The organism is Psychrobacter sp. A3 (assembly GCF_028823565.1).
Classification (GTDB): Bacteria; Pseudomonadota; Gammaproteobacteria; order Pseudomonadales; family Moraxellaceae; genus Psychrobacter; species Psychrobacter celer.
In genome coordinates this window covers 1-13,718 of record NZ_JAPEHS010000068.1, presented here as the reverse complement: position 1 = coordinate 13,718, position 13,718 = coordinate 1, and the positions used below count along the sequence as shown (strand labels likewise).

General features: G+C 47.7%; 6 protein-coding genes and 2 pseudogenes. 3 read left to right on the top strand and 5 right to left on the bottom strand.

Translation table 11 applies throughout. The features are described 5' to 3' along the window. The coding region (nagZ, locus tag NK638_RS09430; RefSeq protein WP_274632816.1) for a beta-N-acetylhexosaminidase at nt 1–1,012 on the bottom strand (1,012 nt) is incomplete at its 3' end. A 662-nt stretch (nt 1,013–1,674) separates the two neighbouring features. Here nagZ and NK638_RS09425 point away from each other — a divergent pair. After that, nucleotides 1,675–3,838 (top strand): annotated as a pseudogene (locus tag NK638_RS09425) (carboxy terminal-processing peptidase). A 564-nt stretch (nt 3,839–4,402) separates the two neighbouring features. Here the strand turns inward: NK638_RS09425 and NK638_RS09420 are convergent. After that, entirely contained in the window at nt 4,403–4,888 is a 486-nt protein-coding gene (locus tag NK638_RS09420; protein ID WP_274632815.1) for an FKBP-type peptidyl-prolyl cis-trans isomerase, read from the bottom strand. Between the two features lie 345 nt (nt 4,889–5,233). Here NK638_RS09420 and NK638_RS09415 point away from each other — a divergent pair, with 345 nt between their 5' ends. Next, a complete protein-coding gene (locus tag NK638_RS09415; protein ID WP_274632814.1) occupies nt 5,234–7,246 on the top strand; it encodes a M61 family metallopeptidase in 2,013 nt (670 codons plus the stop codon). Nucleotides 7,247–7,360: 114 nt separating this feature from the next. Here the strand turns inward: NK638_RS09415 and copM are convergent, their stop codons facing one another. Further along, nucleotides 7,361–8,230: a CopM family metallochaperone gene (gene copM, locus NK638_RS09410; RefSeq protein ID WP_274632813.1), complete on the bottom strand. Its 870-nt coding sequence runs from the start codon at nt 8,228–8,230 to the stop codon at nt 7,361–7,363. A 110-nt stretch (nt 8,231–8,340) separates the two neighbouring features. Continuing rightward, nucleotides 8,341–8,973, bottom strand: a complete 633-nt coding sequence (locus tag NK638_RS09405) for a pseudouridine synthase (protein WP_274632812.1) — start codon at nt 8,971–8,973, stop codon at nt 8,341–8,343. Nucleotides 8,974–9,480: 507 nt separating this feature from the next. Between NK638_RS09405 and icd the strand changes: the two are divergent. Beyond that, nucleotides 9,481–10,691, top strand: a pseudogene (gene icd / locus NK638_RS09400) (NADP-dependent isocitrate dehydrogenase). 181 nt (nt 10,692–10,872) lie between these two features. On the opposite strand, the gene NK638_RS09395 reads toward icd, so the two are convergent. Beyond that, nucleotides 10,873–13,092 carry an NADP-dependent isocitrate dehydrogenase gene (locus NK638_RS09395; RefSeq protein WP_274632811.1) on the bottom strand — a complete coding sequence of 740 codons (2,220 nt, stop codon included), beginning with the start codon at nt 13,090–13,092 and terminating at the stop codon, nt 10,873–10,875. Between the last annotated feature and the right edge of the window lie 626 nt (nt 13,093–13,718).

Below are 13,718 nucleotides of genomic sequence, written 5' to 3'. Positions count from 1 at the left end.
ACGCCTGCATCACCTTTTGTTTGGCTTGCTGCCAGTAGTCAAACTGCTGACAAGTTGACTCAAGATCGCCTTGCCATGCTGGTATCTTGCCGGACATAGATTTGACACGGTTTTGGTTAGGATAGGGCAGATCTTGCGCTGCTTGGGCAGCTTCATGAGCCGCGATACGGTCATTACAGACCAAAGCAATATCGCAGCCTGCATTGATGGCCGCTGTTACTCGTGCACTGACATCGCCTGCCGCCTGCGCACCTGCCATCGACAAGTCATCTGAAAACAGCACGCCATCAAATTTTAACTGCTCACGGATAATGTCTTGTAGCCACATCTTTGAAAACCCTGCAGGTTTATTATCCACTTGCGAAAAAATCACATGGGCGGGCATCAGCGCATCGAGCCATGGCAGAGTTTGGGCAAAAGGCTGCATGTCACTATTGATGATCTCATCCAAGCTGCGATTATCAATCGCTTCTGCCACGTGTGAGTCAGGTGCGATGGCACCGTGCCCAGGGAAATGTTTGCCTGTGGTCGCCATGCCAGCCGCTTTCATGCCGCGCATAAACTGAGAAGCCAAGGCAATGATGGCTTGCGTCTCTTGATGAAAACTGCGATCGCCGATGACTTGGCTGATACCGCCTCTATCAAGCACAGGCGCAAAGCTCAAATCAATCCCCACGGCCAGCACCTCTGCCGCCATCAGATAACCGCAGTCATAAGCGAGGCTCAGCGCCTGCGCCGGATCTTGCTCAAACCGCTCACCCAGCTTGCCCATCGCTGGCAAAGGGCTAAAGCCGTTACGTAGTCGTGCCACGCGCCCACCTTCTTGATCGACGCCGATCAAGATATCAGGATTGTGGTAGCGTATGTCATCACACAGCTGGCGCACTTGCGCGGCGTCAGCGACGTTGCGGGCAAACAAAATAACACCACCGACTTGTGCTTGTTTGATTAAGCTGACATCTTCAGCGGTCAGAGCAGTACTATCGATATCAATCATTAAAACGCCATACATTGCGTTATCCTTTTTGGTTATTACTTGATAAGTGGTTATCTTAAAATGCGACTGTTACTGTTATTTAATAAAATTGACAATAAGGAGTACTAAGGTGGGTGACGGTGTTTGTGAAGACTGTGCCGTTTAAGTCCCATCGTTTAAGTCTCATCGTTTAAGTCTCATCGTTTAAGTCTCATCGTTTAAGTTCCTTAGGCTCGCGACAGACACGCCTTAGTATATTGTGTAGATGGCCTTATTATGACAGTTATTAGGCACGGCGTATAATGTGCCAGATAAATGGCTTTAAATTGATGGGCTTATGGGGTTTAATGAGTGATCTCGTCGATGTACAAAAAGCGCTAGTAGCGCAAAGACGGACTGCGATAAATATGACAGAAAGTTTGGTACAGAGCGGCGTAGCGTGTAAGATTGTTTATACAGTTTAAGACAGTTTTATCTAGATGCTCGTGATAATATTGATTGATTTTTCACGATATTTTAATGCTATCTGGTCAGTTCTGTATAGAATGCCGTATAGGTAGTCAACTATTACAATCACTACAATTTGCGATACCAATCATTGTAATAACAGAGAGGGTATCAAGATAGCAGCAGAGCAAAGCCTTTTGGATTTTTACAATAACGATATTATTACTCACTTAAAAAACTAGGTATATATGATGAAAAAACAACCAGCACAGTGGTTACTCAGTGCAGTGTCAGTGGGCATCGCCGGTATTATTTTAACCCAAAGCTATAGCACTGCTGTGGCAGAGACCAGCACCGAAGGCTTTGTACCGACGCCTGAACAAAAAGTCACCACGCGCCAAGTCGCCGCCTTGCTAGATCGGAGTCATTATCTCAATCAGCCACTCGATAGCAAAATGGGTAGCGAGATTTTATCGATGTATATCGATAGCCTAGACCCCAATCACACCTTGTTTTTGCAATCTGATGTCGATGAATTTAAGAAAAAATACGCCGACGAGTTTGGCGCACGCCTCAAGCGCGGAGATTTGTCGGCGGGGGTAGAGATATTTGAGCGTTATCGCCAGCGCTCAAGTGAGTACTTCGCCATGGCAAGTAAAATGCTCAAGACCGATATTGATTTGACAGGTGATGAGACCATCGTTTTAGACCGTGAAAAGCTTGGGCATTTTAAGACCAAAAAAGAGCAACGTGACTACTGGACGCGGCAGCTAAAATTTCAACTGATCAGCATCACCTTGGGGCAAGAAGACGAAAAAGCCAAAGAGCAGGTGTTTTTAAACAACCCCGATATCACGCGTGGTCAAGACCTCGTCCGTGATGACAAACGCACACCAAGTGAGATATTACTCAAACGTCTCACACGTCAGCAAGAGCAGTTTAAACGTCTCAAAGATGATGAAATCATGGAGACGATCTTAAATACCGCGATGCTGACCTATGACCCACACAGCAACTATTATGCGCCTATTCAAGCGACTGAGCTGCAAATTCAGTCAAGCTTGCAACTAGAAGGCATCGGTGTATCGATTCGCCCAGATCGCAAAAACCCAGACTATACGCGCATTGTCACGCTAGTCGATGGTGGCCCTGCAGCCAAAACTGGTCAGATAAAACCCAATGATTTGATCGTCGGTATCGCCAAAGACGGCAAAAACATGACCGATGTGGTCGGCTGGTCGACGCGAGAGATTGTCAGTTTGATTCGCGGTAAGCGCGGTACCTCAGTGACTCTCAAACTACGCCAGCCCAATACGCCAGACTCAAGTGCTCGCACCGTGACGGTGGTGCGCGATATCATTCAACAAGAAGAGTCGGGTGTCAAGCAGCGCGTCGTCGAAGTACAGCGTCCTAATATTGACAAAACGCCCAAACGTATCGGTGTACTTGAGATACCAAGTTTTTATCTCAATTATCGCGCACGGCGCAATGGCGAAGACTATCGCAGCGTCAGTATCGATACCGAAAAGGCGCTAAAAGCCCTTAATAAAGAAAATATCGATGGACTTGTGGTGGATTTACGCAACAACCCTGGCGGCTCTTTAGATGAAGTGGCCAAGATGCTGGGCTTTTTTATCAAGAGCGGGCCGCTCGTGCAGATTCGTGACAACCGTGGCAACATCCAAGTCTACCGCGACAACGATGGCGGCGAGCAGCTGTATGATGGCAAAATGGTGGTACTGACCAACTTAGCATCTGCCTCAGCCAGCGAAATCTTTGCTGCCGCTATCCAAGACTACGGACGCGGACTGGTCGTTGGTAGTACGACCACCGGTAAAGGCTCTGCTCAAATCCAGCTTGATAGTCTAGCGCTTGGGACAGCGACCTTGACCCAGCGTAAGTTTTATCGTGTGACGGGCGGCAGTACGCAAAACAAAGGTGTCGTCCCAGATATCGAGCTGGTTAATATCTATGATGATGCGACCTTTGGTGAGCGCGCGCAGAAAAAAGCCCTGCCTTGGGACACCATCAAAACAGCGCCGTACAAGCCTGAGGGCAAGTTTAGCAGCGATACCTTGGCGACACTCAATCAACAATCCAAGATTCGCCAACAGCAAAACCCGCAGTTCGTCTATCTCTCAACGCTCAATGATATCCGTGATATGGAAGATGAGAAAAAACCCATTCGCTTAGATATCAATAGGGCGTCTGATTGCAACGGGCGAAAAGCCTTATAGTGATTGGAATACCTATCAAGCGGCGATGGATGCAAAGTTTGAAGAGCGCAGTCAGATGAAAGCCAATGAGCGCCCAGAGCTGCCAGAGGATGAAGCCTTTATCAATGAAGCTGCCTATATCATGCTAAGCGCAGAACCAAAGCAGCTGCTGAGCCCTAAAGAGGTGCTAGAGAAATGACGAGTGCTATCGAAACAACAATAGTATGTAAGCATATGCTTACATCGATTGACGTTTCGGCCTCTTACTAACGATAGGGCAATCTGCGATTATAACTGTACGGCACGATTGAACGGAACGGTTCATGGATACTAGGGATTGGTATCTTAAAGGTCGCATCAGGGATAGGTGGTTTGCTGATTAGGGATGATAGGGATGATAAGGCTGGATGCCTGTCAGTTATGAGATACCCCGGGATTAGGTATTTGATAACATTAACATGGATGGTTAGTGATAAAAGCCGCATAATGCTTGTCGTTATGCGGCTTTGTTACGTCTAAAGGATGGCGATTTAGTGGTAAACCATTGCGCCGCTCTCAATGACATTTGTGCTAGCATTGTTCGGTCAGCTGCCCACAACGCTGCTCCCACAAACGTACCGTATAAACGAGCAGGCACAAAACAGCAGGCACAAAACAGCAGGCATAAAAAAAGCCGACTCAATTGAGTCGACTCTGTTGGCCAGTTGGCTGATGTATCTCATAGCCACCAAACCTTTTACTGCTTACCAAATGCAAGTAGCGATTAGTGCTGAACGCCACCAGCGCCATGTACATGGCCGTGGTTTAGCTCGTCTTCAGTAGCAGCGCGCACTTCTTGAATCTCAACATCAAACGTCAAGCGCTTACCAGCCAATGGATGGTTGGCATCGACAGTGACTTCTTTGTCGTTTACGTCAGTGACTGTCACTAGCATCACTTGGCCGCCCGCTTCTGACTGGAACTGCATACCAGGCTGGATATCGTCGACACCTTGGAAGTTTTCACGTGGCACTTGCTGTACCGCTTGCTCTTGGTACTCACCGTAGCCGTCAGCAGGCTCTACGACAGCGTTTACTTTTTCGCCAGCAGATTTGCCTTCTAGTTGGTTTTCTAGACCTGGGATGATATTGCTGTGACCATGTAGATAGGCAAGTGGTTGACCTTCTGGTGACTGGTCAAGGATGTTGCCTTCGTCGTCTTTTAGCGTGTAATTGAATGTGACGGCGGTGTCTTTTGCGATAGTAGTCATAAAATATCCTAAATATATCGATGTAAAAAATTAAATACGGTTGCAATAAACCTAAAAAAGCCAATTAGCCAGCCAAATAGCCACGTCATTAGTCAATTATCATCAGTTTATTTCGGTTTATAAAAGTAACTTTAGCAGTTAGCATCTTTAATTGAGATGGCTTTGATAACTTTCAAGGCAAAAAACAGAAAAAATGCCAATTAATCACGTTAAATAGCTATTTTTTTGAAATATAAACGGATGAACTCGCCAGATGCCTGAACGCTCCAGTATAAAACGTTTGCCAGTTGCGTTTTGTCTGTCGGGCTTCTACCATAATGATAACCATAAAAATGAGACAAGAAAATGACACAGATTACCTCAAAGACCAATGAGAAGCCAGCCAACTATGATGCCAACGTCCAGAGTACAGCAGACATCGATATTCGTTATCGTTTTGATTTTTCCCGTTTTGCTGAGCATCTGGTGGATGTGACGCTGAGCTTTACCGCCAGCACCGATGCGCCGCAGCTTTGGCTACCTGCATGGATACCAGGCAGCTACTTGATGCGCGAGTTTGCTCGCAATATCACCGCTGTCCATTATCAGGTGCTAGATGAGCAGGATACAGCTCGTGATACGTCGTCACAGCCTTATCGTGGCCAAAAAATAGACAAGCATACATGGCAGCTCCCGCAGATAAAGGCAGGGCAGAGTGTCAGCGTTCATTATGAGGTCTACTGTTATGATCTGTCGGTGCGTACCGCCTACGTCGATCAGCAGCGACTGTATGGTAATTTTACCTCGCTTGCATTGGCTGTCGAAGGGCAAGAGCAGCAAAAGCTGCAAGTCAGTCTCATCGTTCCTGCAACGTTTTTGGCAGATAAGGATGAGGCGCGTGTTTGTCTGGCGATAGGCGTGGACTACACAGAGCTGCAGCTAGAGGGGCAGCTGTGCTTTGCGCTACAAGTGCCCAGCTATCATGACTTGATTGACTATCCGTTTGAGATTGCCGAGCAAGATAGGTTTGATTTTATTATTCAAGACAGCGCGCATCAGACGCTACGTCACCGTTTTTATCTGTCAGGCAAGCACAGTAGCAATATGGGCAGGTTGCAGCAGGACATCACCCAGATCTGTCAGAGCTATGTAGACTGGCTAGGCGATGCACCTTTTGCAGATTATACCTTTATGACCTTTGCCAGTGGGCAGGACTATGGCGGGCTTGAGCATATCAATTCTACCAGCCTGATCACCCCGCGCCGCGACCTGCCAAGTGTCGATGAGCCAAAAATACCCAGCAGCGATTATCAGCGTTTTTTGGGCTTGTGTAGTCATGAGTACTTTCATGCATGGTGGGTCAAGACGGTGCGCCCTGATGTGATGCTCGAGGTTGATTTGCGAAAGGAGGCCTTTACGCCTTTGCTATGGGTGTTTGAGGGTTTTACCTCCTATGTGGACGACTTTATGCTGCAAGCATCAGGCGTCATCGATAAAGCCAGCTATCTGAAGCTGCTGGCTGAGCAAATCAATCGCTACTACCAGACGCCAGGGCGTGCATATCAGAGCGTGGCTGAGTCGAGTTTTGATGCTTGGATTAAGCTGTATCGCAATGATGAAAACACAGGTAACGCAGGTATCAGCTATTATAATAAAGGCGCCTTGGTAGCGCTTTGTTTGGATCTGACTTTGCTGGAGAAAACCAAGGGACGCTATCGCTTGTTTGATGTGATACAGGCATTTTATCGACAGGCCAAGCAAAATGACAAAAAGCGCATCGGTATCAGCAGTGCCGATATGGGCGCGGTCATCAGTCAGTTTATGCCACTTGATGTCTGGCAGGATTTTGAGCGCCGCTACGTCAATGGCGTTGAGGCGTTGCCGATACAGACATTGCTGAGTGCCAATGGTGTCAAGCTACATGTCAATAGTAAGGAGACGGCGGACAAGTACATGCCTTGGGGTATGCGCTGTAGCGACACCCCAGCAGGCCTCAAAGTCAATCGAGTCCTACGCGGTAGTGCGGCGGCGCGTGCGGGTATCTCCGCCCATGATGTGATCGTCGCCATCGACGGTATCAAAGCCGATGCCAAACAGCTATCGGCTCTGAGTACGTCTGCGCGCAAGATTGACTGTCATTTGTTTCGCCGAGATGAGCTGATGTCGGTCACCGTATTACCCAAAGCGGCCGCTGAGAAGAAAAATGCAGCGGCAGATATTGAGCAAGATGGCCTTTATCAAGACAGCCTCCATCAAGATTGCCCTTATAAAGTCACTTTGCATCTTGCAACACCCACGAGCGCATCGCCCAGTGATGAGGCGGCATCGCCGACCCAAGCAGGCTGGCATACATGGTTAAATGTGTGGGCAGATAGGTAGGCTAAAGTCGCCCTTTTGTTGTCTGAGAGTAGATTAGAGGCTAAAGGCGGTTCGCTGTGTCGCCAGAGAGAGGCTTGGTGACACAGCTGGCTTACTATGTATGTTTGTGTGTATTTACGACTCACCATCTTTGGCAGGTGCTGTAGCCGGCTCCTTAGACGACTGAGATTGAGACGGTTGAGCATGATCGTCTGACGCGTCAGTCGTAGAGTCCGCATCTGCATTGGTATTTGTCTCAGCGGCGTCCGCGCTATGGCTTGCAATCCATTTTTGCATCAGCTCAATCTCAGCTTGCTGGGTGTCGATGATACTTTGTGCCAACTGGCGCATCTCTTCATCAGTGCCGTACTTGAGCTGTACGTTGGCCATATCTACCGCGCCGATATGATGCGGCAGCATACCGCGAGCAAACGCCATGTCTGGCTGCGGGTCGGCGATACCAAGCACCATATCACCGTGTAAGACATCCATGCTTCTGGCATAGGCCTGCTGCATGGCTTCTGTGTGCGGGTTGGTTTTGACGGTGTCGGGATGGCTGGCAAGCCATTTATTTAACGTATCAATCTCTGGCTGCTGGGCATCAATGACGTTTTGCGCCAGTTGCCGCATGCTATCATCTGTCCCGTATTTTAGCTGGGTCTTTGCCATCTCGATCGCTCCGCGATGATGACCAAGCATGGCTTTGGCAAACGCGGTATCAGGATCGTTATAACCCATACCGATCATCATCTCATCGTGCATACGCGTCATCGCCCTCGTATAGTCTCTGAGCATATCGGTCATTTGTGTCTCGTTTGCTGCATCTTCTTTAGCCAGCACATCTTCCGTTTGCGCATCAGATGGATTGATCTCTAGGTCGGTCACGGGCGGCGTTGCGGTATCGCTAGACGTCACCTCATCCTCAGTCGCTGGCTGACAGGCACTTAATATCAGCGCAGCAGCAATACTGTTGGCAAGCAAAGAAAAGCGACGAGAAGCAATCATGACATATTCCTATTATAAAGCGGCAATGATAAAAACAGACGAGTGATGAGATAATATCCGTAATGTGCTGAATCTTAACAGATAAACCTTACCAGTTCGAGACATGATGTTTAGAGCGTGTGCCCAATCCCTAATTGTCGACAGCGCTCGTCATTTAGATGAATACGAACAAACTCACCGACCCCCAAACGGCCTAACTCAAACCCTGCAACCGACCAGCGTATCAAACGCAGACAAGGCAGACCTACATGAGCGGTCATACGCCTGACTTGGCGGTTTTTGCCTTCGTAGATGGTCAGCATTAGCCAAGACGTTGGGACGTTTTTGCGCTCACGTATCGGTGGGTTGCGGGGCCATAAGGCTATTGGCAAGTCCGCCTCTGTGACCATTTGGGCGAGCGCAGGTAAGGTTTTACCGTCCTTTAAGTGCACGCCTTTGCTCAGGGCTTGTAGCTGTGCAGGCGTTGCGATCCCCTCGACTTGCACCAAATAGGTCTTGCCTTGCTTGTGCTTGTCTTTTTTAAAGCTCGCCGCCGATGGTGGCTGGGTAATGGCTTTGTTGACGCGGCCATCACTGGTCAAGATCAGTAGCCCCTCTGAGGTTGCATCAAGCCGGCCCGCCACTCGCAGCGACTTATCGGTAAAGTATGCCGATAGGGTGGCGTGGTCATTATTACTGTCGTCACGGAACTGACTTTGCACCCCATAAGGCTTATTGAACAAAATGAGACTAGAGCTCGGCATGGTGTAAGCATTCCTAAAATAAACTGACAAAGCGGTCAAAGGGCACTATTACGTATAAAACAAGTATAAAAATTGCCGCTTGTAACCGTTGATGTGGTATCGGTCTTGAATGCTGCGACTATAACACCGTCCCATCAGCGAATAAATACCATGTTATTATTATGGTTTTATATCTTTGATATTCCGATAGGCGCTATAGTCAATCCGGTATAAAAATAATCTGATAGCCACGTATCCGATTTTAAACGATAAATGGCGAAGCAGCATACAGTAACGTCTCATCAAAACCCTAGCATATAACGCCTTTTGATTTGTTAATACTGTATAAACTATCTTTATAATTATGCTCGTTATGGGCCAATTGTGTTTTTGTCCTCTATGGTTTAGGCAAGTTTTGCAGTATGGTAAATGGCATAAGGCGTTACTCATCAGATTGGCAAAATTACGATAAATGACCAAGATATATAATTAAATAACTCATAATTAAATCATTAAGGAGTGTTACCCATGTCCTACGATAAAGTGATCGTCCCAAGAGACGGCGAAAAAGTCACGGTAAATGCTGACTTGTCTTTAAATGTGCCCAATCATCCGATTATCCCTTTTGTCGAGGGTGATGGTATCGGAGTCGATATCACGCCTGTGATGATAAAGGTCGTCAATGCAGCAGTAGACAAGGCTTATCATGGCAAAAAATCCATCATTTGGATGGAGACCTATCTCGGCGAAAAAGCGGCAAAAGTATACGATGGGGATTATTTGCCCAATGAGACGCTGGAGATTTTAAAAGACTATGTCATCAGTATCAAAGGGCCATTGACGACCCCAGTGGGCGGTGGTTTTCGCTCGCTCAACGTCGCGGTACGCCAAGAGCTCGACTTGTATGTGTGCCAGCGCCCCGTGCGCTGGTTTGAAGGGGTGCCAAGCCCAGTGCAGCATCCCGAGCTGACAGACATGGTGATTTTTCGCGAAAACTCAGAAGATATCTATGCTGGCATCGAATGGAAGGCGGGCAGTGATGAGGCTAAAAAGATCATTAAGTTTTTAAAAGAAGAGATGGGTGTCACCAAGATTCGCTTCGATGATGACTGCGGTATCGGCATCAAACCTGTCTCAAAAGAAGGCTCGCAGCGCTTAGTGCGTAAGGCTATCCAGTATGCCATCGACAATGATTTGCCTAATGTCACCTTGGTGCACAAGGGCAATATCATGAAATTTACCGAAGGCGCGTTTAAGGATTGGGGCTATGAGCTTGCCGCCGAGCGCTTCGGTGCCGAGCTATTGGATGGCGGGCCTTGGATGACGATGAAAAACCCAAAAACAGGCAATGACATCGTCATAAAAGACGTCATCGCTGATGCCTTTTTGCAGCAAATCCTCATGCGCCCTGCTGATTATTCGGTGGTGGCAACGCTCAACCTAAACGGCGATTATATATCCGACGCCCTCGCAGCAGAAGTGGGCGGTATCGGTATCGCACCAGGTGCCAATAAAGGCGGCGCAATCGCGGTTTATGAAGCGACGCATGGTACTGCACCCAAATACGCCGGACAAAACAAAGTCAACCCAGGGTCGCTCCTGATTTGATCATTAGCGGCATCCAAGGCGCTATCGCTAATAAGACAGTGACCTATGATTTTGAGCGGTTGATGCCAGATGCCATTTTGCTGAGTACTTCTGAGTTTGGTAAAGCCGTTATCAAGCACATGCACGCTTAAGCGTCGGGGCATGTCTGCAACCGAATCTGCGTCTTTACATAAGGGCGCATCCTAAAAGTAAGCATAAAAAACACCCCTGAGATTGCAGATCTAAGGGGTGTTTTTTTATGCTAAAAGTGGGCGTAAAGGCTTAAATACATCCTTTACGCCCAGCGCTCAGGCATATCAGCGGCGCATCAGATTATAATGAGGCGATCGCTTCGTTGAACAACGTGCTTGGACGCATCACTTGCTCAGCCAGTTTCTCATCGGCTAAGTAGTAACCTTTGATATCTACCGACTTGCCTTGGGCATCATTCAACTCTTTGATGATGGCCGCTTCGTCACGCTGCAGCTGTTCTGCCAGCGGTGTAAACTGCGCTTTTAGCTCGCTATCTTTGTCTTGAGCCGCCAGCTCTTCTGCCCAGTACATCGCTAGGTAGAAGTGGCTGCCACGGTTGTCAATCTCGCCAGTCTTGCGCGATGGTGACTTGTTGTTGATTAGCAGTTTTTCTGTGGCTTTATCGAGGGCGTCTGCCAATACTTGCGCTTTAGCATTGTTGTCGTTTTTGGCCAAATGCTCCAAAGATTCGGTCAAGGCTAAGAACTCGCCTAGTGAATCCCAGCGCAAGTGGTTTTCTTCTACCAACTGCTCGACATGCTTTGGTGCTGAACCGCCTGCACCTGTCTCAAACAAACCGCCGCCTTTCATGAGTGGCACGACCGATAGCATCTTGGCACTGGTACCAAGCTCTAAGATAGGGAACAAATCTGTTAAGTAATCACGCAAGATGTTACCAGTAGCAGAGATGGTGTCTAGACCGCGAGCGACGCGCTCTAAGGTATAACGCATGGCGCGAACCTGCGACATGATCTCGATATGTAGGCCATCGGTGTCATGGTCTTTTAGGTACATTTTGACTTTTTTGATCAGCTCGTTTTCGTGCGGACGGTATGGGTCTAACCAAAAGACGACTGGCGTGTCTGACTCGCGGGCACGGCGTACAGCCAGTTTGACCCAGTCTTGGATCGGGGCATCTTTGGTCTGACACATGCGCCAGATATCGCCTTTTTCGACGGCTTGCTCCATGAGGACTTCACCAGTATCCACATCTACGATACGAGCGATACCAGCGTCGCTTGACTCAAAGGTTTTGTCGTGTGAGCCGTATTCTTCAGCTTTTTGAGCCATGAGGCCGACGTTTGGTACTGTACCCATGGTGGTTGGGTCAAAGTTGCCATGCCATTTGCAGAAGTTGATCATTTCTTGATAAATACGCGCAAAGGTAGACTCTGGCATGACCGCTTTACAGTCATACATTTTGCCATCTGCGCCCCACATCTTACCGCCTGAGCGAATCATCGCAGGCATTGAGGCATCGACGATCACATCGCTTGGTGAGTGGAAGTTGGTGATGCCTTTTGATGAGTCAACCATCGCCAGACGTGGACGATGCACTTGACAAGCATGCAAGTCGCGCTCAATCTCTTCTTGTAGAGAGGTTGGCAGCTCTTTGATTTTTTCGTAAAGTGATGCCATACCGTTGTTGACGTTGATGCCTAACTCATCAAAGAGCGCACCATGTTTTTGAAAAGCGTCTTTATAATACGTTCTGACCGCATGACCGAAGACGATTGGATGCGAGACTTTCATCATCGTGGCTTTTACGTGCAATGAAAATAAGATACCTGCTTCGCGGCAGTCTTCCATTTCGCGCTCATAAAACTCAAGTAGCGCTTTTTTGCTCATAAACATCAGATCGATGACTTCTTTGTCCAACAAAGCAATCTCTGGCTTTAGGACTTTGGTGGTACCATCTTCGAGCAACAGCTCCATACGTACGGTACGCGCCTTGTCGAGGGTCATCGATTGCTCGCCGTCATAAAAGTCGCCGCTGTGCATGTGTGAGACGTGAGTGCTTGACCACTGTTTCCACTCACCCATTGAGTGCGGATGCTTACGTGCGTAGTTTTTGACCGCTTTTGGCGCGCGGCGATCAGAGTTACCTTCACGCAGTACGGGGTTGACCGAGCTACCTAGTGCTTTGCCGTAGCGCTTACGGATGTTTTCTTCTTCCTCAGTTTTTGGCTCGTCAGGGAAGTCAGGTAGGGCATAGCCTTTGCTTTGCAATTCCTTGATAGCGGCTTTTAGCTGCTGTACTGAGGCACTGATGTTCGGCAGTTTGATGATGTTGGCATTTGGGTCTTGGGTTAGGCGACCTAGCTCTGCGAGGTTGTCAGGTACGCGCTGCTCTTCAGTGAGGTACTCAGGGAATTCGGCCAACACACGCGCGGCCACAGAGATATCGCTGATATCGACAGAGACGCCTGCTGTATTGGTAAAGGCTTTGACAATCGGCAAGAATGATAAGGTCGCCAGCGCTGGGGCTTCGTCAGTTTTTGTATAAATAATTTTTGACATATTAGTAGAATATTCCTATAGGCTGTAGTGAATAATAAAGCTCAAATATAATGCTACAAATCGTTAAACGACATATCGTTAAATAATACTATGCAATAGCAAACGTTATGGTTCGATCCCGTACATTATATGTAGTCTCTTGCAATGGTTGAGGCTACTTAAGTTTCTTGTTGCTGTTGGCTAGCCTTTATAACCGTAGTGGCTAGCTTTGATTGGTTTTTATTCAAAAGGCGCTTGCAATGGTGATATCACCATCTAAAAAAAGCGACCTAAAAGCAAATGGCTAAAAGTATATTATAAAGGATCCACTATAAATTCGATACGGTGTCAATCCTATATCATGAACTAAGTATACTATTTTCGCTTATGTCCTATGCAACAGAATTATATTAAGCTAAGAACAGCGTTATTCTACCAGTCATCCGCTTTTATATCATCCCTTCCCAGCGATTACTGTCATTTCATGGGTGCTTACCCGTTATCAATTAAGTAAATCCAAACCCTGTGTCATTCTAGGGCGTGTCCTCAATTCAATCGATAGCTATCTAAATGGGCTAAAAATGGCTAAATCTGGCCAAACGGTGTCAAATAGCTGACGACTATCTCGATATTATCTGCGCTATTTT